A 19,095-nucleotide genomic window follows, 5' to 3' on the forward strand; every position below is an offset into this window, starting at 1 on the left:
ACGCCACCGGCAACGTCGGCCGCGTTTCAGCAAGCTCCAATGAAAACGGCGGCCATAGGCCGCCGTCCGTCGATCGTCGAATTCGCCCGCCACCAGGGGGCGCCTGCGTCAGTAATCCTGCCGCTCGCGCTCGATGCGCATGCCGCCGTCATGGCGCGCGTGCGCGCCGTCGTCGGTCGAACGCTCGCGCATGATCCGCATCACGTCCGGATTGGTTCTCACGCGCCGCATCACGTTCGCGAGATGCACGCGGTCGCTGACCTGGATCACGAAGCGCAGCACCGTCGATTCGTGCGTCAGATCCTCGTCCATCGCGATATGGACGATGTTCGCGTCGGCCGACGTGATATCCGCCGCGACGCGCGCGAAGATGCCCTTCGTGTTCTTCACGAGCGCCTTCACCGCGACATCGAACAGGCGGCCCGGCTGCGGCGCCCATTCGACGTCGATCCAGCGCCCCGGATCGCGGCGATGGATGCGCTGCGCGACACGGCAATCCGTCGTATGAATCGCCATGCCCAGACCGATGCCGATGTAACCCATGATCGCGTCGCCGGGGATCGGCCGGCAGCAGGCGGACAACTGCACGGACATCCCTTCGGTGCCGGTGATCACGACCGGCGGCGCGTGATGCGCGGGATGCCGCTCGGACTTCGGGAGATCGTCGTCCGCGTCGCGGCCGCTCATCAGCACCTCGATGCGCTTGGCCATCACCGCGGCGACGCGACGGCCGAGGCCGATGTCCGCGAAGATTTCCTGGCGACTCTTGTTGCCCGTCCACTGCACGAGCTTCTCCCACACTTCCGGCTCGACGTCGGCCAGCGCGAGACCATAGACCTTCAGGCTCTGGTCGACGAGCCGCTCGCCCAGTTGCACGGACTCGTTCAGGCGCATCGTCTTCAGGTAGTGGCGAATCGCCGAGCGCGCCTTGCCGGTACGCACGAAGCCGAGCCACGCGGGGTTCGGCTTCGAATACGGCGCGGTGATCACCTCGACGATGTCGCCGCTCTTCAATTCGGTGCGCAGCGGCAGCAGTTCATTGTTGATCTTCACGGCCACGCACTGGTTGCCGAGATCGCTGTGGATCGAATACGCGAAATCGAGCGCCGTCGCGCCGCGCGGCAGCGCCATGATCTTCGACTTCGGCGTGAACACGTAGACCGCGTCGGGGAACAGGTCGATCTTCACGTGCTCGAGGAATTCGCTCGAATCGCCGGCTTCGCTCTGGATGTCGAGCAGCGACTTCAGCCACTGATGCGCGCGCTTCTGGACATCACTGAGATCCGCGCTGCCGTTCTTGTACAGCCAGTGCGCAGCGACCCCCGCCTCGGCGATCTCGTGCATCTTGCGCGTGCGCACCTGGAACTCGATCGGCGCGCCGAACGGGCCGACGAGCGTCGTGTGCAGCGACTGATAGCCGTTGATCTTCGGGATCGCGATGTAATCCTTGAACTTGCCGGGCACGGGCTTGTACAGCGCGTGCAGCGCGCCGATACACGTGTAGCAGTCGAGCGGGCTGTCGACGACGACCCGGAAGCCGTACACGTCGAGCACCTGCGAGAACGACAGCTGCTTGTCGCGCATCTTGCGGTAGACGCTGTAGATGGTCTTCTCGCGGCCGGTGATCTCGGCGTCGATCTTCGCGTCGGCCATCGCGCGCTGCGCGGCCTCGAGGATCTTGCTGATCACTTCGCGGCGGTTGCCGCGCGCGGCCTTCACGGCCTTCTCGAGCGTCGCGTAGCGATGCGGGTTGAAGTTCGCGAAGCTCATGTCCTGCAGCTCGCGATACGTGTTGTTCAACCCGAGCCGGTGCGCGATCGGCGCGTAGATATCGAGCGTTTCGCGCGCAACGCGACGGCGCTTTTCCATCGGCACCGCGCCGAGCGTGCGCATGTTGTGCAGGCGATCGGCGAGCTTGACGAGAATGACGCGCACGTCGCGCGCCATCGCGAGCAGCATCTTGCGGAAGTTTTCCGCCTGCGCTTCCTCGCGGCTGCGGAATTCCATCTTGTCGAGCTTCGACAGGCCGTCGACCAGTTCGGCGACCTTCGGGCCGAACCGCTCGGCCAGCTCGTTCTTGGTCACGCCCTGGTCTTCCATCACGTCGTGCAGCAACGCGGCCATCACGGCCTGCGCGTCGAGCTTCCAGCCGGCGCAGATTTCCGCGACGGCGACGGGATGGGTGATATAGGGCTCGCCGCTCTGGCGATATTGACCGAGGTGGGCTTCGTCGCTGAAGTGGAACGCCGCCTTGACCTCTTTGATTTCGTCCGGAGCGAGATATTCGGCAAGCATGGCCGTCAGTTTCGCGATCGAAACGACGCCGTGCTTGCGCGGCTGCTCCGGTGTGGCGGTCGGCCCGAACAGATGCCGGAAGGACTGTTCGAGGACCGCGTCGATGTACTGGCGCGCAGGCGACTGGGCCGGGGCTTCGGTGGTCGGATCCGCGGAGGCGGACGATGGGGTGGTGCTCATATTCGCCTCCAGGTCGAGTCGTTGCGCGCGGGGACTACATGGCTGGAACGGGCCGGATGCGCGTTACACCGGCACCTTCTTCAGCATCTCGACGCCGACCTGGCCGGCGGCGATTTCGCGCAGCGCGACGACGGTCGGCTTGTCGCGGCTTTCGATTTTCGGCGTATGGCCTTGCGCGAGCTGCCGCGCGCGATAGGTGGCGGCGAGCGCCAGTTCGAAGCGATTCGGGATTTGCTTCAGGCAGTCTTCGACGGTAATGCGAGCCATGTTGGTAATTCCTTCTGAATATAGTCCTTATTCTACCTTATGTCCCTCGTGCCCCGCGTCATTCCGCGTGGGGCAGATGGATGCCGAGCTCGATGAACAGCTCCGCGTGTCGCGCGTACTGCGAAGCAAAACGCAGGCGCGTCGCCGCGACGATGCATTCGAGTTCCGCAAGCGCACGCTCGAAATTCTCGTTGATCACCACGTATTCCGCTTCCGACGCGTGCGCGATCTCGCTGCCGGCGGCCAGCAGCCGTCGCGTGATCACGTTCGGTTCGTCCTGGCCGCGCTTCTTCAGGCGCTCCTCGAGGGCATCGAGCGACGGCGGCAGGATGAAGATGCCGACCGCGTTGCGGAACTGCTTCTTCACCTGCAACGCACCCTGCCAGTCGATTTCGAGCAGCACGTCGTGGCCGTTCCTCATCTGCTCTTCGATCCAGACGCGCGACGTGCCGTAGTAGTTGCCGTGCACTTCCGCGCTCTCGAGGAATTCGTGCGCCGCGTGACGCGCGCGGAAGTCCTCGACGGTCGTGAAGTGGTAGTGCTGGCCGTCCTGCTCGCCCGGGCGCGGCTTGCGCGTGGTGTACGAGATCGACAGGCAGATTTCGCTGTCCTTCGACAGCAGCGCATTCACGAGCGTCGACTTGCCGGCGCCCGACGGTGCGACCACCATGAACAGGTTACCGGGATAGACGCCGCCGTGCAGCGAATGCGACGCGTGGCCGTCGCGATGGGATTCGGTCATGTTGCTTTTACTCCAGGTTTTGCACTTGCTCGCGCATCTGCTCGATCAGCAGCTTCAGCGCCATCGACGCGTCGGCGAGTTCCTTCGCCGCCGCCTTCGAGCCGAGCGTGTTCGCTTCACGATTCAGTTCCTGCATCATGAAGTCGAGACGCTTGCCGACCCGGCCGCCCTTCTCGATCACGTGACGCGTTTCGTTCAGGTGCGCGGTGAGCCGCGACAGCTCTTCCGCGATGTCGATCCGGATCCCGTACATCGTCACTTCCTGACGGATGCGCTCCGCGGCTTCCTCGCGCGTGACGACCGTCGAGCCGCCTTCGGGCGCCGCGAGGCCAAGCGCTTCCTGCAGCCGCTCGACGATCTTCTGCTGGTGCTTCGCGATCAGCTCCGGCACGAGCGGCGTGATGCGCGCGACGATCGCCTCCATCTCGGTAACGTTCGACAGCAGCATCGTCGCCAGTTGCGCGCCTTCGCGCGAACGCACGACGACGAGCTCGCCGATCGCCTCCTTGCCGCATGCGAGCACCGCGTCGCGGATCGCGTCGGCCGACACCCCGCTCTCGGCGAGCACGCCGGGCCAGCGCAGGATTTCGCCCGCGCGCAGGCGGCCGACGCCCGGGAACGAATCGAGCACCGCGCGCTCGAGCTCGGCAAGCTGGCCGAGCGCCGACTGATTCAGCGCGCCCGCGCCAATGCCCTGCTCGCCGCGCTGCAGGTTGATGCGCACGTCGACCTTGCCGCGCGACAGCTTGTTCATCAGCATTTCGCGCAGCGCGGGTTCGCACGCGCGCACGTCGTCCGGCATCCGGAAATTGAGATCGAGGAAGCGCGAGTTCACGGTGCGCAGTTCGACCGACACGCTGGTGCCGCCGTTGCCGGTGGCCGTCGCGAGTTCGCGCGTCGCGCTCGCGTAGCCCGTCATGCTGTAGATCATGGTTCGTCTCGCCGTCTGATGCCCTCGCGGGCGGGGATACATCGAGGCGCCCGGCGCATCGCAAGGCGCGGGGCGGGAAGCGCGCATTATCCCATTTTTGCGGACCATCCCGCCGGGCACGCCCGCCGTTCGGCGCTAAAATCGGGGTTTCCTCCCCTTCCGCGATTTCCCATGACGTCTTCCGTTTCCCGCCCGAGCGGCCGCCGCGCCGACGAACTGCGCAAGGTCGCCCTCACGCGCCACTACACGAAACACGCCGAAGGCTCCGTGCTGGTCGAATTCGGCGACACCAAGGTGCTCTGCACCGCAAGCGTCGCCGAGCGCGTGCCCGAGTTCCTGCGCGAGCGCGGGCAAGGCTGGCTGACCGCCGAATACGGGATGCTGCCGCGCGCGACCCACACGCGCAGCGACCGCGAAGCCGCCCGCGGCAAGCAGACGGGCCGGACGCAGGAAATTCAGCGCCTGATCGGCCGCGCGCTGCGCGCGGTGTTCGATCTCGAGGCGCTCGGCCCGCGCACGATCCACATCGACTGCGACGTGATCCAGGCCGACGGCGGCACGCGCACGGCCAGCATCACCGGCGCGTTCGTCGCCGCGCACGACGCCGTGTCGACGCTGATCGCGGCCGGCAAGCTCGCGCGCTCACCGCTCACCGACCATGTCGCCGCGATCTCGGTCGGCGTGTACGAAGGTGCGCCCGTGCTCGATCTCGACTACGCAGAGGATTCGCGCTGCGACACCGACATGAACGTCGTGATGACGGGCGCGGGCGGCTTCGTCGAAGTGCAGGGCACGGCCGAAGGCGTGCCGTTCTCGCGCGCCGAGATGAACGCGCTGCTGGACCTCGCTCAGGGCGGGATCGCCGAGCTCGTACGGCTGCAGAAAGATGTCCTGGGCGTGAGCCATGCCTGACGACCTCACCCTCGCGCCGCTGTCGCGCATCGTGCTCGCATCGAACAACCCGGGCAAGCTGCGCGAATTCACCGCGCTGTTCGCGACGGTCGGCATCGAGATCGTCCCGCAGGGCGACCTCGCGGTGCCGGAGGCGGAAGAGCCGTTCGGCACGTTCATCGAGAACGCGCTGACCAAGGCGCGCCACGCATCGCGGCTCACCGGGCTGCCGGCGATAGCCGACGATTCCGGCCTGTGCGTGCGCGTGCTGCGCGGCGCGCCGGGCGTCTATTCGGCGCGCTACGCGCAGCGCGCGGGCCGCGCCAAGGGCGACGCGGCGAACAATGCGTATCTCGTCGAGCAGTTGCGCGGCGTCGACGACCGGCGCGCCTACTACTGCTGCGTGCTCGCGCTCGTGCGCCATGCGGACGATCCGGAACCGCTGTTCGCCGAAGGGCGCTGGGCCGGCGAGATCGTCGATACGCCGCGCGGCGAACACGGATTCGGCTACGACCCGTATTTCTACCTGCCGTCGCTCGGCGCGACGGCCGCCGAACTCGAGCCGGCCGTGAAGAACACGCACAGCCATCGCGCGCTGGCGCTGAAGGCACTGCTCGCGCGGCTCGCGGAGGAAGCATGACCGTACCCGATATCGCTTCGCCGCGGGAGGTGGCATGAGCCAGGCCGCGCAAACCGGCGCACGCGTCGTCGCGACCTTCACGTCGCCCGGCCAGGTGCGCCTCACGTCGCTGCCGCCGCTCGCGCTGTACGTGCATTTCCCGTGGTGCGTGCGCAAGTGCCCGTACTGCGATTTCAACTCGCACGAATGGAAAGGCGAGCGGTTTCCGGAAGCCGACTATCTCGACGCACTGCGTGCCGACCTCGAGCAGGCGCTGCCGCTCGTGTGGGGGCGGCAGGTGCATACCGTGTTCATCGGCGGCGGCACGCCGAGCCTGCTGTCGGCGGCCGGCCTCGACCGGATGCTGTCCGACGTGCGTGCGCTGCTGCCGCTCGACGCCGATGCCGAGATCACGCTCGAGGCGAATCCGGGCACGTTCGAAGCCGCGAAGTTCGCGCAGTTCCGCGCAAGCGGCGTGAACCGCCTGTCAGTCGGCATCCAGAGCTTCAACGAGGCACACCTGAAGGCGCTCGGCCGGATTCACGACACCGCGCAGGCACGCGCGGCCGTCGAGATCGCCGCGCAGAACTTCGACAACTTCAACCTCGACCTGATGTTCGCGCTGCCGAACCAGACGCTCGACGAATGCCGCACCGACATCGAGACCGCGCTGTCGTTCGCGCCGCCGCACCTGTCGCTGTATCACCTGACGCTCGAGCCGAATACGCTGTTCGCGAAGTTCCCGCCGGTCGTCCCCGACGACGACGCGTCGGCCGACATGCAGGAATGGATTCATGCGCGCACGGCCGAAGCCGGCTACGGACGCTACGAAGTGTCCGCGTACGCGAAGCCGAATCATCAGTGCAAGCACAACCTGAATTACTGGCGCTTCGGCGACTATCTCGGGATCGGTGCGGGCGCCCATACGAAGCTGTCGTTCCCGAACCGGATCCTGCGGCAGGCGCGCTACAAGCATCCGGCGACCTTCATCGAGCAGGCGAAGGCCGGCACGGCCGTGCAGGAAGAGCGTGAAGTCGGCGCGCGCGATCTACCGTTCGAATTCATGCTGAACACGTTGCGGCTCGTCGAGGGCTTCCCCGTGCACAGCTTCGCGGAACGCACGGGCCTACCGATGAGCACGATCGAGCCGGCGCTGAAGGAAGCGGAGCGGCGCGGACTGATCACGCGCGATTTCACCCGGATCGCGCCGACGCCGCTCGGCCAGCGTTTCCTCAACGACCTGCAGGAATTGTTCCTGCGCGACGACTGATCGAATGAACGCGGCGGCATTTCGGTTACAATGCCGCCTCGTGTGGAAGCGTGGCCGAGCGGTTTAAGGCACTGGTCTTGAAAACCAGCGACGGGAAACTGTCCGTGAGTTCGAATCTCACCGCTTCCGCCAGGAAGTTCGCCCAACCCCGTCCATTCCCGGAATGACGGGGTTTTTGTTTGGCCGCACACGTGCGCGCCGCACGTTTCGACGCGTCCCGCCGGATGCCGTTACAATCCCGCGCTCCGATTCGCGAAACGGGAAATCCACGTCATGAAGCCCTTCCTCGTCTCGTCGCTCGTCGCGGTGCTGGCCACCGTCAGCACGCATGCGGCGGCCGACACCGCCGCCGGCAGCGACGCGCAGGCGTCGTGCGCGATGGCGTACGTAACCGGCGTCGGCGGTTCGCCGCGCGGCCTGAGCGAATATCTCGCCAGCCCGTCGCCGTACAACTACCTGAAAGACAACGAGCTTCAGTGCAAGGTGGGCGACGACGGACGCACGTCGAACTGCACCGGCGTGACCTACCTCCGCAACGAACAGGTCAGCGTGTACGACGATTCCGATCCCGCGACGCTGACCGTCGTCGCGCGCGTGGAGCTCGATCACGGCCAGAAGTATCCGGTGATCGTCGTCGTGCAACGCAAGGACGCGCGCTGCAAGTAGCGATGTCGCGGTGCGACACGCCTGTCGATCGAGTCGGAACGCGCGTTTGTGCCGCGCCCTGCGCGGCACCTGGCTGGCAAGCCGGGGCGGCGGCGCCGGACACGAACGCGCCGCACGCGATCAATACGACAATCCCCGTTTCCGTCGCTCGCCAATGGAATCGGCGCCCGATCGTCGGCGCCGAATCGGCGTGGTATGTGTGCCCGGCCGGAGCGCGCCGCACACCGCCGCACGCCTCCCGACCCGCCCCGCCATCGCCTAGAATTCGTTCAACACGGCGACACGAACGCCGCCGCGTATTCGATGCCGCACGCGCCACCCTTGCGTGCGGCACACGGAGATCGCCATGACCGACCTGTCGACCGCGACGGACCACGTCGATTACGAAGGCTTCGAGATCCATGTCGTGCCGGCCGCGATGCCCGGTAGCGACACGCGCTATACCTACACCGGCTACGTGTGTCATCCGGGCGCGAATCCCGCGCTGCCCGGCCATGCGGTGCCGTTCCACGCGGACGGCGAGGAAAGCTTCGCGAGCCTCGACGAGGCCGCCCACGAAGCCGTGCACGTCGGCAAGAGCATCATCGACGGCACGCACCCCGACCTGTCGGTACTGTCGCTCGTGACGCACGGCTTCTGACGCGGCCGGCCCGCATCGCCTGCGATCGCGCGGACGGACGGCCGAGGTTGCCGCATAGGTCAATCGCGCCGCCCGGCCGGACGATCGCGGCATGCCGCGGCTTGCGACCTCGCAACGTGCGCCCCCCACGGACGCTGTCACATGTCGCGTCACATCGGGACACACGCTGCACGACGCGGCGCCCGGCCGCCATCATCAGCGATCGCCGCGCCCGCTCCCGCGCGCTATGCGTTTCTCCCCATATCGCCTCGCGTCGGTGCGCCTATCATTTTTTTATCGTCCCTCCTGGCCATCACCTCATGCGCCCCCTTCTCCGTCCGCGCGTCGCCCGGCTGCGTGTTGCCGCGCTGGCCGCCGTCGCCCTGCTTGCCGCGTGCACGATCACGCCGCCTTCGTCGCTACGCTCGGTCCTGACGATTCCGTCGGTCACACGCAGCGGCAGCCTCGACCAGTATCGCGTCGAAGTCGCCCATCGTGTCGCCGAACGCAATCCGTCCGGGATGCTGCACGGCACACCGCAAGCCATGCTGCGTTCGCTCGTCGTCGTGGCCTTCACCGTCGACGGCAGCGGCCGCGTCGTCAATGCATCCGTCTATCGCAGCAACGGCGACAGCGAAGCGGAAGCGCTCGCGCTCGCGTCGCTGCGCCGCGCGGCGCCGCTGCCGGCGCCGCCGTCGCGGCTGCTCGACGGCAACGGCCGGCTCGAACTGATGGAAGGCTGGCTCTTCAACGACGACGGTCACTTCCAGCTGCAAAGCACCGCGTCCGCGCAGGCGCAATCGATCGATTGACGCGCCGCCGCGACCCGATTGCGGGTGAGCGGCGGCGCTGGCTATAATTTTCCGCACTCGCGCGGCCATCACGCCGCGCGTGCGTTCGCGCGCCCCACCCGGCAAGCGAGCCGACCACGCCGGCACCGGGCGGCGACGTACCCGTCTCCATCGTCGACCGGCGGGTGACGTCCGCGCCACGGCGCGCGTCCACGCCGCCACCGCGTCATCCGCATCATCCTCTGCCCGGCTGCTCCCGGCAGGCAGTCGCCTGCCCGAGTGCATGCCCGGCCGACCGCCCCAACGACAAAACGGAGACATCCATGTCCGCATCCCCCCCGGCCGTTGCACACGCAACCGGTTCGGCCGGCGCCGTCAGCCACCGGCGTATCGTGTTCGCGAGCTTCATCGGCACCGCGATCGAGTTCTACGATTTCTACGTGTACGCGACGGCCGCCGCGCTCGTCATCGGCCCCGTCTTCTTCCCGCACGGTTCGGCGACCGCCCAGGCGCTGTCCGCGTTCGTCACGTTCGGCATCGCGTTCATCGCGCGCCCGATCGGCTCGTTCCTGTTCGGGCACTTCGGCGACCGCATCGGCCGCAAGTCGACGCTCGTCGCATCGCTGCTCGTGATGGGCGTGTCCACCACCGCGATCGGCTTCGTGCCCGGCTACGACGCGATCGGCGCGCTCGCGCCGATACTGCTGTGCGTACTGCGCTTCGGCCAGGGGATCGGCCTCGGCGGCGAATGGGGCGGCGCGGCGCTGCTCGCGACCGAGCACGCGCCGCAGGGCAAGCGCGGCTGGTTCGGGATGTTCCCGCAACTGGGGCCGTCGGTCGGCTTCCTGATGTCGAACGGGCTGTTCTTCGCGCTCGCGCTGTCGTTGTCCGACGCGCAGTTCCGCAGTTGGGGCTGGCGCATCCCGTTCCTCGTCAGCGCGGTGCTCGTCGCGCTCGGCCTGTACGTGCGACTCAAGATCGCCGAAACGCCCGCGTTCCAGGCCGCACTCGACCGCAACGAGCGGGTGCGCGTGCCGGTCGCGACGCTCGTCACGCAGCACTGGCAGCCGACGCTGCTCGGCGCGCTCGCGATGGTCGTCTGCTACACGCTGTTCTACATCTCGACGGTGTTCTCGCTGTCGTACGGCGTGTCGACGCTGCACATTCCGCGCCAGAGCTTCCTCGGCCTGCTCTGCTTCGCGGTCGTCTTCATGGGCCTCGCGACGCCGCTGTCCGCATGGGCGTCGGACCGGTTCGGGCGCAAGCCGGTGCTGGTCGTCGGCGCGATCGCGGCGCTGCTGTCGGGATTCGCGATGGCGCCGCTGCTCGGCAGCGGCTCGATGCCGCTCGTCGCGCTGTTCCTGACGATCGAGCTGTTCCTGATGGGCGTGACGTTCGCCCCGATGGGCGCGCTGCTGCCGGAATTGTTCCCGACCAACGTCCGCTATACGGGCGCGGGCGTCGCGTACAACCTCGGCGGGATTCTCGGTGCGTCGATCGCACCGTATATCGCGCAACTGCTGGCTGCGCATGGCGGGCTGTCGTGGGTCGGCGGTTACGTGTCGGTGGCGGCGGCGATCAGCCTGATCGGCGTACTGCTGATGCGCGAAACGCGAGACGCGTCGCTCGTCTGACCCTCCGGGGCGACCCGGGTTGTAGGCGGCGAGCGCGCTCTATACTCGATCCTGGGCGCGGCGTTACGCGCCCGGTGATCCCGCCCCGACAGGAGCCGCCGCCATGAACATCCGCCTCGCCAATGCCGATCTGATCCTGATCCTCGCACTCGCGCTGGGTGGCGCGCTGCTGCTCGCGCTGAGGTTCCGGCCGAAGACCTGGCGCGGCCTCGTGTTCGAGGCGCTGCTGGCGAATCTGGCAGCCATTGCCGCCGTCGTCACGGTCGAGATGTTGCTGGCCTGATCGCGGCCGCCGCGCCGCGTCAGGCGGACAGCCGCGCGCGCAACGCGCCGTAGGCCGGGCACACCGTATCGATCGCGTCCAGCGCCTCGCCGACGGTCGGCATCGCGCCCGGCTCGCCGATCGACAGCGCATTCGGCGCGCCGCCGATGCCGCAATGGTGACGCGACGTCGCGACGAAAATCATCACGGTCGGCCGCTGCAGGGCATGCGCCATGTGCACGAACCCCGTATCGACCCCCACCACGAGCGCAGCCCGGCCAAGCGCCGCGCCGAGCTCGCGCACCGTCATCGCCGGTAACACGATCGCACCCGGCGCACGGGCGGCGATATCCCGCGCATCGTCGTGCTCGGCCGCCGATCCCCACGGCAACAGCACGCGCACGCCGCGCGCCATCATCTGCGCGGCAAGGGCGGCCCAATGCTCGGCCGGCCATTTCTTGTCGGGATTGGACGTTGCATGGAACAGCAACATGAACGGCCCGCCGTCGGTCACGGCGGCCGGCAGGCTCGCATCCTGCGGTGCGACGATGCCGTACGTGGCAGGCCCTTCGGGCACATAGCCGAGCGCTTCGCCGGCACTCACGCGCATCCCGTGCCATGCATCGCAGTCCGGCCGCGGACCGAAACGGTGCGAATACGCGAAGCGCGCGCCCGTTTCGCCGAGATCCTGCGTCTGGTAGCCGACGCGGCGCGCGGCACGCGCCAGCGACGAAATGATCGCGCTCTTGTAGACGCCGTGCAGATCGATGGCGGCGTCGTACCGATGCGCACGCAACGCACCGATCGAAGCGGAGATCGCCTTCAGGTCGGCGACGTTGCGCATTTTCTTGAAGCGGCGCAGCGGCGCGCACAGCACGGCGCTCACGCCCGGATGCCAACGCACGACCTCCGCGCACGATTCGTCCACGGCCCAGTCGACCGTCACGCCGGGGAAGGCGCGATGCAGGTCGGCGACGACGGGCAGCGTCTGGACGACGTCACCGAGCGACGTCACTTTCACGATGAGGATGCGTTTCACGATGTACGGGAATTCCTGACTGGCCATTCGGCATGCTAACGACGGTTTCTGTGCGCAAACATTACGCCCGCATTACATTTGCAACAAATTGCATCTCCTTTGTGAATTTTTGTCGCGCCTCGCAGGCGTTTGTCGCCCCCGCTGGCATCGGGTTCTTTTTATAATTCACTCTTTGCCCCCGGCCCGAGCCAATGCCGCGCCCCGCCCTTCCCTCGCTGTTCCCCGCCCTCACCCGCCGCTCGCTGCGAATCTGGCGTCAATACGGTGTTTTCTGGCTCGGCGCGATCGTCGTCGGCCTCGCCGCCGTACTGTACGCCCGGTTGATCGACTGGGGCTACGAGACTTTCCGCACGATGCGCGATCACGCCGTCTGGCTGCCGCTGCTGCTGACGCCGGCGATCGCCGCGATGTCGGTATGGATCACGCGCCGTTTCTTCCGCGGCGCCGAGGGCAGCGGCATCCCGCAGGTGATCGCGACGCTGCATGCGCGCCCGAGCGCATTCGGCGCCCGGCTGCTGACGCTGCGCATCCTGTTCGGCAAGGTGCTGATCTCGCTCCTCGGCATCCTCGGCGGCTTCACGATCGGCCGCGAAGGGCCGACGGTGCAGGTCGGCGCGGCGCTGATGTTCAACCTGCGGCGCTTCTACCCGCGCTCGAACGCGCAGATCGAACGCCAGCTGGTGCTGGCCGGCGCGGCGGCCGGGCTGTCGGCCGCGTTCAATACGCCGCTCGCCGGGATCGTGTTCGCGATCGAGGAGCTGACCCGCAGCTTCTCCGCGCGCGCCAGCGGCGTACTGATCACCGCGATCATCCTCGCCGGCGTCGTCGCGCTCGGCCTGAACGGCAACTACACGTATTTCGGCACGATCGACACCGGTCTCCATTTCCCGAAGCTGCTGGCGGTCGCGGTGCTGGTCACCGCGATCGTGACGGGCATCGCGGGCGGGCTGTTCTGCTGGCTGCTGCTCAATACGGGGCGCTGGCTGCCCGCGCAACTGCTGAGCCTGTATCGCGAGCGGCCGGTCGCGTTCGCCGCACTGTGCGGCTTCGCGATCGCCGTCGTGGGCCTCGTATCGGGCGGCACGACGTTCGGCAGCGGCTACGCCGAGGCGCGCGGCCTGCTCGACGGCAGCCAGCAGCTGTCGGTGTTCTATCCGTTCCTGAAGATGGTGTCGATGGTCGCGTCGTACCTGCCGGGCATTCCGGGCGGGATCTTCGCGCCGTCGCTGTCGATCGGCGCCGGCTTCGGCAATCTGCTGCATGCCGTGTTCACCCACATGAGCCTGCCGATGCTGATCGCGCTCGCGATGGTCGGCTATCTGGCCGCCGTCACGCAGTCGCCGATCACGTCGTTCGTGATCGTGATGGAAATGATCAACGGTCATGCGCTGGTGATTTCGCTGATGGCGACCGCACTGGTATCGAGCCGGGTCTCGCGCTTTTTCGCGCCGCCGCTCTACGAAACGCTCGCGCAGCGCTATCTCGCGCCGCCGGTCGCGGCAGCCGCGCCGGCTGCGGCAACTGCAGCGGCCGCTGCGAGCAACGTGACCGACGTGACCGAACCCCAGGACGCAAACGCCGCCCCCGCCGATCCGCTCGACACGCTGCGCGACGAAGGCGGCAACGAGCCGGCCACCGCAGCAGCAGCCGACAGGGCTGCGCATGCACCGGCGCCGCACGATGACGGGCCGGCTGCGACCGACGCAAACGGTTCGGCGCAGCGGCACGGCCCGCGCGACGCTCAGTAGATCACGACGGGCGCCGGCCGGTAGTAGACCGGCCGCGCCGGCACGACGATGCATCCGGCCAGCGTGATCGCGACGAGCACGATGGCGATTGCGGTTCTTTTCATCGAGCGCCTCCGTCAAGCCCAGTGGCCGCGCGTCCAGAACCAGTTCGGGCCGCGCTGGTCCCAATGCCCCGGCACCCATTGCATGCCCACGCGCTCGGCTTCCCAGTGGCCGCCGATCCATACGTAGCGGCCATGATCCCAGTGCCAGTGCCCGCGCTCCCACACGTAGCCCACGCGCGTGGCCGGTACGACCTCGTAGCGCACGGGCGGCGGCGCATTCGGCGCGACGACGACGACTTCCTCGGTGCGCACGGCGACCGGCTCCGCGATGACCATGCGCCCCTGCGGCGCGAGCACGGGCGCACCGACGAGAATCTCGTCCGCATGCGCGGCAAGCGGTGCGACGACGGCTGACAGGCCCGCGGCGAACAGCGCGAGCGAAACGATACGACGTGAAACGGTAGAAACGGCCATCACAACCTCCGGGTTGAACAAGTGACGCGAGCGTATTCGTTCAATGCGGGAGGGTCGATTGCGGCCGACAGGCGCCGTGTTACGGCGTGCCCGAAAGTGCAACAGGGCGTAAGACGCGCACGGCGGCGGGCGCCGCCGTGCGGAAGGACACGCGCAAGCGTCAGGCTTGCGGGATCTCGATCTTCACTTCGAGGACTTCGAGATCGTCCTGGCGCTCGAGGCTCACGCGAATGTCATCGTCGGAAATATGAACGTACTTCGAGATGACCGCGACGAGCTCTTTCTGCAGCGCCGGCAGGTAATCGGCCGGCGGCCGGCCGCCGACCCGCTCGTGCGCGATGATGAGCTGCAGGCGCTCCTTCGCGACCGATGCGGACTTCTTCTTCTCGCCGAGGAGAAACGAAAGGATGGACATGGGCGGCCTCCGTTACTTGCTGCCGAAGAGGCGCTGCAGCAGGCCCGGCTTCTGGTAATCGGTGAAGCGCAGCGGCTTGTCCTCGCCGAGAAAGCGCGCGACGACGTCCTTGTACGCTTCCGCGACGTCGGTGCCGTCGATGTGCACGGCCGGCAGACCCTGGTTCGATGCGTGCAGCACGGCCTCCGACTCGGGCACCACGCCGATCAGCTTGATGCGCAGGATCTCGCTGATGTCCTCGAGCGACAGCATCTCGCCCTCGCTCACGCGCTTCGGGCTGTAACGCGTGATCAGCAGGTGCTCCTTGATCGGCTCCTTGCCTTCGGTCGCGCGCTTCGTCTTCGACGACAGGATGCCGAGAATGCGATCCGAGTCGCGTACCGACGACACTTCCGGGTTCGTGACGATCAGCGCTTCGTCCGCGAAGTACATCGCGTGCAGCGCGCCCGCCTCGATACCGGCCGGCGAATCGCAGACGATGTATTCGAAGTCCATCGCGACGAGGTCGTTCAGCACCTTCTCGACGCCGTCGCGCGTCAGCGCATCCTTGTCGCGCGTCTGCGACGCCGGCAGGATGAACAGGTTCTCGCACTTCTTGTCCTTGATCAGCGCCTGGTTCAGGTTCGCTTCGCCCTGGATCACGTTCACGAGGTCGTACACGACGCGACGCTCGCAGCCCATGATGAGATCGAGGTTGCGCAGGCCGACGTCGAAGTCGATCACGGCCGTCTTGTGGCCGCGCAGCGCGAGGCCCGACGCGAAGCTCGCGCTCGTCGTCGTCTTGCCCACGCCGCCCTTGCCCGAGGTCACCACGATGATTTTTGCCATTTACCCAATACCCTGTGTTCGTCAATGAGAGCCGATCGATCCGGAGCGCACCGCGTGAATCACGTCAGGCGCAGCGGTTCGATCATCAATTTTTCCTCTTCGAGCCGGATCTGCACCGATTTGCCCAGTACGTCGGCGGGCAGCGGGTTCTCGGTCGTTCGATAGATACCCGCGATCGAAATCAGTTCCGGTTCGAGACACGTGCAGAAAATGCGCGCGTCGTGATTGCCGTGCACGCCCGCGAGCGCGCGGCCGCGCAACGGCGCGTAGATGTGGATATTGCCTTCCGCGATGATTTCCGCGCCGTGACTGACCGGCGCGAGCACCACGAGGTCTCCTTTCGCGTAAATCTGCTGCCCCGAACGCAGCGGCCGGTCGATCACCAGCGTCTGGCCGCCGGCCTGCGAGAGCGTCGGCGCGGGCTCCGACGACTGTTCGGGCGCCGCTGCGGTTGCCGCAGCGGCGGCGGTCTCGGCGGCTGGCACGGCCGCCGGTTCCGCTTCGTCGGCAGGTTTCGCGGCCGGCGCGCGGCGATCGCGCGCCTCCAGCAACGGCAGGCCGGCTTCCCCCGCCCAGCCCTGCGTTGCCAGTGCGACGACGCCCACCGGACGCATCCGCACGTCGTTCAGCATCTGCCGGATGTCCGCGAGCGCGACGCGTTCGCCGTCAGCCAGGCGGCGGACGTCGATCGCGACGACATCGTCGGCGAAAAACTCGGGAGTCGCTTCGAAGCGCTTGACCAGTTCGGTACGCAACGCATCGAGATCGGTCGTCTTCACGGTGAACAGCAACGTATCGACCGATCCGCTGCGCAGCTCGAAGAATGGCGATTTTTTAAGCGACATGGACACTCTGCAAAAATTTTTTGCGTATTTTACAGGCGTCCACGCGTGCGGCCATTATTTTTGGGACGAGGCGTGGCGGCGAGCCGGGCGGACGCGCCACCGGCCAGCGGGCGGGCCGGTGGGCGACCGGGCTGTCATCGCGCCACGCGGTGGCCTTTTTGAGGTCGCGTCAGTGCTTCACCTGCGACACGAACAGCGATTTCATCGCGCCGGGCATCCGTGCGATCGGCGCGTGTTCGCCGGTGTTGCCGAAGCCGGCACGCTCGTAGAAGCGGATCGCGTTGCGGTTCGCATCGGCGATCCACGCGTAGACGTCGGTGGCGCCGCGCTCGGCGAGCCATGCGGTGGCCGTCTCCAGCAGCAGCACGCCGCCGCGCAGGTGACGCACCGCATGCGCGACCCACAATTCGCTGACGAACGCGCGCCGCTCGGGGGTGTTGTCGAAATACGCGCCGATCATGCCGGCCGGATGGCCTTCGGTGTACAGCAGGAAAGTCGTCGACTCGTCGGACACGGCGCGCTGCGCGGCAATCGCCGACGCCTCGTCCGTTTCGACGGTCAGCAATTCGGCCTCCGGCGCTTCGCCGGGTGCGTAGGGCTCACGCAGCGACGCGGCGCGGAGTTCGCGATACACACCGCCCTGATCGGCAGCGATACGACGAACGGTCAAGGTCGAACTCATGCAGGCACAGCCCCCTTCGGACAGCAAGCTAGTAGCTTCAACCGAAAGCGGGGCATGAGTCAAATCGTAATTTTCAAATGGCGGCGCGGATCGAAAGGCGGCAGACGTCATCCGCGGCAATATGCGCCGCTCGGTGTGCAGGTGCAGCATCGGCGCAAGCCGGCCGATGGCGCGTGCGATCTCGCGATCCGACGCTTCGCGTCGTTCTCCTTGCGACGCGCGGTCGTCCGGTTGCGAGCCGCGTTGGGTCGCATTGCCGCGACCGTAATGCTACGTAATATAAGCGAACGAAAAGCCCGCTGCGCCCCTCCTTCGCCGACTTCCGTATTGCAACGCAACATTTGTTGTAACCGCGTCGTACCGGCCGGTGCGTGCCGCCCGCGGAGTCATTCATCCGACGAACACATCGCCGCCGCGGGCCGATCCGCCGTCGTCGGCATGTTTCAATCAGCGCGCGTCGGGCCCTCCCCGGCGCACGTCGCACGCACCCCGTCGTTTGGAGCGACACGCCTAGCGTCGGAGTTTGGCAAGCGCGCGCACCGGTCGTATAACAGGCAGAACCGGACGGCGATCCGGCGGCTGCCGCGCGCGTCGCGGCCCACGAGGATTCGAACGATGTTGCGGCCGCCCGCGGGCCGGCCGACTGGAGGGAGACAATGGCAATGACCGACGGACCGGCTTCGGGCTGGTCGGATGGCAAGCGTTACCTGTGGCTGCTCGGCGCGTTGACGATCACGCTGCCGATCCTCGCCGCGCAGCTCGCGCTGTCGACGGGCCTTCATGTGTTCTGGTGGTTCGGCCCGCTGTTCGCGTTCGGCGTGATCCCGATCCTCGACACGCTGATCGGCGACGATCGCGACAATCCGCCCGAAGTCGTCGTGCCCCATCTCGAACGCGAGCGCTATTACCGGTACATCGTCTATCTCGCGACTTTCGTCGAATACGTCGCGTTCTTCATGTGCGTGCGGATCGTCGGCACGCATGCGCTCGCGTGGTACGACTACGTCGGCTTCGCGCTGTCGCTCGGCGCCGCGACGGGCATCTCGATCAATACCGCGCACGAGCTCGGACACAAGACCGACCGCTTCGAACGCTGGCTCGCGAAGATCACGCTCGCGCCGGTTGCTTACGGCCACTTCTACGTCGAGCACAATCGCGGCCATCACGTGCGCGTCGCGACGGCCGAGGATCCGGCGAGCGCGCGCTACGGCGAGTCGTTCTGGGCATTCCTGCCGCGCACGGTGACCGGCAGCATCCGCTCCGCGTGGCGGCTCGAAAAGGCCCGCCTCGAACGGCTCGGGCATTCGCCGTGGACCTGGCGCAACGAAGTGCTGCACGCGTGGGCGATGACCGCGGTCGTGTGGGGCATCGCGATCGCGATGGCCGGCAAGATCGCGATCCCGTTCCTCGTGATCCAGGCCGTCTACGGCGCGTCGCTGCTCGAAGTCGTGAACTACGTCGAACACTACGGGCTCGGTCGTCGCAAACTGCCGAGCGGCCGCTACGAACGCTGCACGCCGCAGCATTCGTGGAACAGCAATCACGTCGTCACGAACCTGTTCCTGTACCAGTTGCAGCGACACGCCGACCATCACGCGAATCCGACGCGCTCGTACCAGGCGCTGCGCCACTTCGACGATGCGCCGCAGTTGCCGGCCGGCTACGCGACGATGATCCTGCTCGCGTACGTACCGCCGCTCTGGTATCGCGTGATGAACCCGCGCGTGGTCGCGCACTATCGCGGCGACATGGCGCACTCGAACATCAAGCCGTCGATCCGCGACAGGGTGCTGGCGCAGTATCCGGCGGCGGCGTGATGCTCGGCGAGGGCCGGCGAAAGGCGGCGCGCATGG

20 protein-coding genes and 1 tRNA gene are annotated in these 19,095 nt (G+C 67.1%); 11 read left to right on the plus strand and 10 right to left on the minus strand.

The window, feature by feature from the left end:
* Nucleotides 1-108 precede the first annotated feature (108 nt).
* The 4 genes from WT53_RS06385 to WT53_RS06400 form a co-directional block, all read right to left on the minus strand.
* Nucleotides 109-2,475, minus strand: a complete 2,367-nt coding sequence (locus tag WT53_RS06385; RefSeq protein WP_034206679.1) for a bifunctional (p)ppGpp synthetase/guanosine-3',5'-bis(diphosphate) 3'-pyrophosphohydrolase — start codon at nt 2,473-2,475, stop codon at nt 109-111.
* A gap of 63 nt (nt 2,476-2,538) precedes the next feature.
* Nucleotides 2,539-2,742 (minus strand): DNA-directed RNA polymerase subunit omega, encoded by a 204-nt coding sequence (rpoZ, locus tag WT53_RS06390; RefSeq protein WP_006025620.1) that lies wholly within the window; start codon nt 2,740-2,742, stop codon nt 2,539-2,541.
* Between the two features lie 58 nt (nt 2,743-2,800).
* Nucleotides 2,801-3,484 (minus strand): guanylate kinase, encoded by a 684-nt coding sequence (gene gmk, locus WT53_RS06395; protein WP_034206678.1) that lies wholly within the window; start codon nt 3,482-3,484, stop codon nt 2,801-2,803.
* A gap of 7 nt (nt 3,485-3,491) precedes the next feature.
* Complete coding sequence (locus WT53_RS06400; RefSeq protein WP_034206677.1) at nt 3,492-4,415, minus strand: YicC/YloC family endoribonuclease; 924 nt, start codon at nt 4,413-4,415, stop codon at nt 3,492-3,494.
* Nucleotides 4,416-4,586: 171 nt separating this feature from the next.
* Here WT53_RS06400 and rph point away from each other — a divergent pair, with 171 nt between their 5' ends.
* From rph to WT53_RS06445, 9 genes are all read left to right on the plus strand, one after another.
* Entirely contained in the window at nt 4,587-5,327 is a 741-nt protein-coding gene (gene rph, locus WT53_RS06405; protein WP_034206676.1) for a ribonuclease PH, read from the plus strand.
* Nucleotides 5,320-5,946: an RdgB/HAM1 family non-canonical purine NTP pyrophosphatase gene (rdgB, locus tag WT53_RS06410; protein ID WP_034206675.1), complete on the plus strand. Its 627-nt coding sequence runs from the start codon at nt 5,320-5,322 to the stop codon at nt 5,944-5,946. The genes rph and rdgB overlap by 8 nt, the downstream gene beginning before the upstream one ends.
* A 34-nt stretch (nt 5,947-5,980) precedes the next feature.
* A complete protein-coding gene (hemW, locus tag WT53_RS06415; RefSeq protein WP_034206674.1) occupies nt 5,981-7,195 on the plus strand; it encodes a radical SAM family heme chaperone HemW in 1,215 nt (404 codons plus the stop codon).
* A 44-nt stretch (nt 7,196-7,239) separates the two neighbouring features.
* Nucleotides 7,240-7,327 (plus strand) — tRNA-Ser (locus WT53_RS06420).
* A 141-nt stretch (nt 7,328-7,468) separates the two neighbouring features.
* Complete coding sequence (locus WT53_RS06425; protein ID WP_060258867.1) at nt 7,469-7,861, plus strand: hypothetical protein; 393 nt, start codon at nt 7,469-7,471, stop codon at nt 7,859-7,861.
* 346 nt (nt 7,862-8,207) lie between these two features.
* Nucleotides 8,208-8,501 carry a hypothetical protein gene (locus tag WT53_RS06430; RefSeq protein WP_059779808.1) on the plus strand — a complete coding sequence of 98 codons (294 nt, stop codon included), beginning with the start codon at nt 8,208-8,210 and terminating at the stop codon, nt 8,499-8,501.
* A 299-nt stretch (nt 8,502-8,800) separates the two neighbouring features.
* Nucleotides 8,801-9,292 carry an energy transducer TonB gene (locus tag WT53_RS06435; protein ID WP_034206671.1) on the plus strand — a complete coding sequence of 164 codons (492 nt, stop codon included), beginning with the start codon at nt 8,801-8,803 and terminating at the stop codon, nt 9,290-9,292.
* A 302-nt stretch (nt 9,293-9,594) separates the two neighbouring features.
* Nucleotides 9,595-10,905: an MFS transporter gene (locus tag WT53_RS06440; RefSeq protein ID WP_060258870.1), complete on the plus strand. Its 1,311-nt coding sequence runs from the start codon at nt 9,595-9,597 to the stop codon at nt 10,903-10,905.
* A gap of 103 nt (nt 10,906-11,008) precedes the next feature.
* Entirely contained in the window at nt 11,009-11,188 is a 180-nt protein-coding gene (locus tag WT53_RS06445; protein WP_034206669.1) for a hypothetical protein, read from the plus strand.
* Nucleotides 11,189-11,207: 19 nt separating this feature from the next.
* On the opposite strand, the gene waaC is transcribed toward WT53_RS06445, so the two are convergent.
* Complete coding sequence (waaC, locus tag WT53_RS06450) at nt 11,208-12,206, minus strand: lipopolysaccharide heptosyltransferase I (protein WP_059779805.1); 999 nt, start codon at nt 12,204-12,206, stop codon at nt 11,208-11,210.
* 191 nt (nt 12,207-12,397) lie between these two features.
* Between waaC and WT53_RS06455 the strand changes: the two genes are divergently transcribed.
* Nucleotides 12,398-13,954: a chloride channel protein gene (locus tag WT53_RS06455; protein WP_034206668.1), complete on the plus strand. Its 1,557-nt coding sequence runs from the start codon at nt 12,398-12,400 to the stop codon at nt 13,952-13,954.
* Nucleotides 13,955-14,070: 116 nt separating this feature from the next.
* On the opposite strand, the gene WT53_RS06460 is transcribed toward WT53_RS06455, so the two are convergent.
* The 5 genes from WT53_RS06460 to WT53_RS06480 all read right to left on the minus strand — a co-directional run bounded on the left by WT53_RS06460 (nt 14,071) and on the right by WT53_RS06480 (nt 17,353).
* Entirely contained in the window at nt 14,071-14,472 is a 402-nt protein-coding gene (locus WT53_RS06460) for a YXWGXW repeat-containing protein (RefSeq protein WP_034206667.1), read from the minus strand.
* Nucleotides 14,473-14,632: 160 nt separating this feature from the next.
* Nucleotides 14,633-14,887, minus strand: coding sequence for a cell division topological specificity factor MinE (gene minE, locus WT53_RS06465; protein ID WP_006476634.1), 255 nt, complete (start codon nt 14,885-14,887; stop codon nt 14,633-14,635).
* 12 nt (nt 14,888-14,899) lie between these two features.
* Nucleotides 14,900-15,715 (minus strand): septum site-determining protein MinD, encoded by an 816-nt coding sequence (gene minD / locus WT53_RS06470; protein WP_006476635.1) that lies wholly within the window; start codon nt 15,713-15,715, stop codon nt 14,900-14,902.
* A gap of 59 nt (nt 15,716-15,774) precedes the next feature.
* Nucleotides 15,775-16,560 (minus strand): septum site-determining protein MinC, encoded by a 786-nt coding sequence (gene minC / locus WT53_RS06475; RefSeq protein WP_059499921.1) that lies wholly within the window; start codon nt 16,558-16,560, stop codon nt 15,775-15,777.
* A gap of 169 nt (nt 16,561-16,729) precedes the next feature.
* The gene (locus WT53_RS06480; protein ID WP_257127820.1) at nt 16,730-17,353 is read right to left on the minus strand and encodes a GNAT family N-acetyltransferase; all 624 of its coding nucleotides are present in this window, start codon (nt 17,351-17,353) and stop codon (nt 16,730-16,732) included.
* Between the two features lie 545 nt (nt 17,354-17,898).
* On the opposite strand from WT53_RS06480, the gene WT53_RS06485 reads away from it, so the two are divergent.
* Nucleotides 17,899-19,059: an alkane 1-monooxygenase gene (locus WT53_RS06485; RefSeq protein ID WP_060258872.1), complete on the plus strand. Its 1,161-nt coding sequence runs from the start codon at nt 17,899-17,901 to the stop codon at nt 19,057-19,059.
* Nucleotides 19,060-19,095: the final 36 nt, after the last annotated feature.

Origin of the sequence: Burkholderia sp. MSMB2157WGS, assembly GCF_001532755.1 — a bacterium.
Lineage (GTDB): Bacteria > Pseudomonadota > Gammaproteobacteria > Burkholderiales > Burkholderiaceae > Burkholderia.

What these genes read in the sequence shown, in the direction of transcription:
- WT53_RS06385 (WP_034206679.1), bottom strand. Translation starts at nt 2,475, where the DNA reads ATGAGCACCACCCCATCGTCCGCCTCCGCGGATCCGACCACCGAAGCC.
- rpoZ (WP_006025620.1), bottom strand. Translation starts at nt 2,742, where the DNA reads ATGGCTCGCATTACCGTCGAAGACTGCCTGAAGCAAATCCCGAATCGC.
- gmk (WP_034206678.1), bottom strand. Translation starts at nt 3,484, where the DNA reads ATGACCGAATCCCATCGCGACGGCCACGCGTCGCATTCGCTGCACGGC.
- WT53_RS06400 (WP_034206677.1), bottom strand. Translation starts at nt 4,415, where the DNA reads ATGATCTACAGCATGACGGGCTACGCGAGCGCGACGCGCGAACTCGCG.
- rph (WP_034206676.1), top strand. Translation starts at nt 4,587, where the DNA reads ATGACGTCTTCCGTTTCCCGCCCGAGCGGCCGCCGCGCCGACGAACTG.
- rdgB (WP_034206675.1), top strand. Translation starts at nt 5,320, where the DNA reads ATGCCTGACGACCTCACCCTCGCGCCGCTGTCGCGCATCGTGCTCGCA.
- hemW (WP_034206674.1), top strand. Translation starts at nt 5,981, where the DNA reads ATGAGCCAGGCCGCGCAAACCGGCGCACGCGTCGTCGCGACCTTCACG.
- WT53_RS06425 (WP_060258867.1), top strand. Translation starts at nt 7,469, where the DNA reads ATGAAGCCCTTCCTCGTCTCGTCGCTCGTCGCGGTGCTGGCCACCGTC.
- WT53_RS06430 (WP_059779808.1), top strand. Translation starts at nt 8,208, where the DNA reads ATGACCGACCTGTCGACCGCGACGGACCACGTCGATTACGAAGGCTTC.
- WT53_RS06435 (WP_034206671.1), top strand. Translation starts at nt 8,801, where the DNA reads ATGCGCCCCCTTCTCCGTCCGCGCGTCGCCCGGCTGCGTGTTGCCGCG.
- WT53_RS06440 (WP_060258870.1), top strand. Translation starts at nt 9,595, where the DNA reads ATGTCCGCATCCCCCCCGGCCGTTGCACACGCAACCGGTTCGGCCGGC.
- WT53_RS06445 (WP_034206669.1), top strand. Translation starts at nt 11,009, where the DNA reads ATGAACATCCGCCTCGCCAATGCCGATCTGATCCTGATCCTCGCACTC.
- WT53_RS06455 (WP_034206668.1), top strand. Translation starts at nt 12,398, where the DNA reads ATGCCGCGCCCCGCCCTTCCCTCGCTGTTCCCCGCCCTCACCCGCCGC.
- WT53_RS06460 (WP_034206667.1), bottom strand. Translation starts at nt 14,472, where the DNA reads ATGGCCGTTTCTACCGTTTCACGTCGTATCGTTTCGCTCGCGCTGTTC.
- minE (WP_006476634.1), bottom strand. Translation starts at nt 14,887, where the DNA reads ATGTCCATCCTTTCGTTTCTCCTCGGCGAGAAGAAGAAGTCCGCATCG.
- minD (WP_006476635.1), bottom strand. Translation starts at nt 15,715, where the DNA reads ATGGCAAAAATCATCGTGGTGACCTCGGGCAAGGGCGGCGTGGGCAAG.
- minC (WP_059499921.1), bottom strand. Translation starts at nt 16,560, where the DNA reads ATGTCGCTTAAAAAATCGCCATTCTTCGAGCTGCGCAGCGGATCGGTC.
- WT53_RS06480 (WP_257127820.1), bottom strand. Translation starts at nt 17,353, where the DNA reads ATGACGTCTGCCGCCTTTCGATCCGCGCCGCCATTTGAAAATTACGAT.
- WT53_RS06485 (WP_060258872.1), top strand. Translation starts at nt 17,899, where the DNA reads ATGGCAATGACCGACGGACCGGCTTCGGGCTGGTCGGATGGCAAGCGT.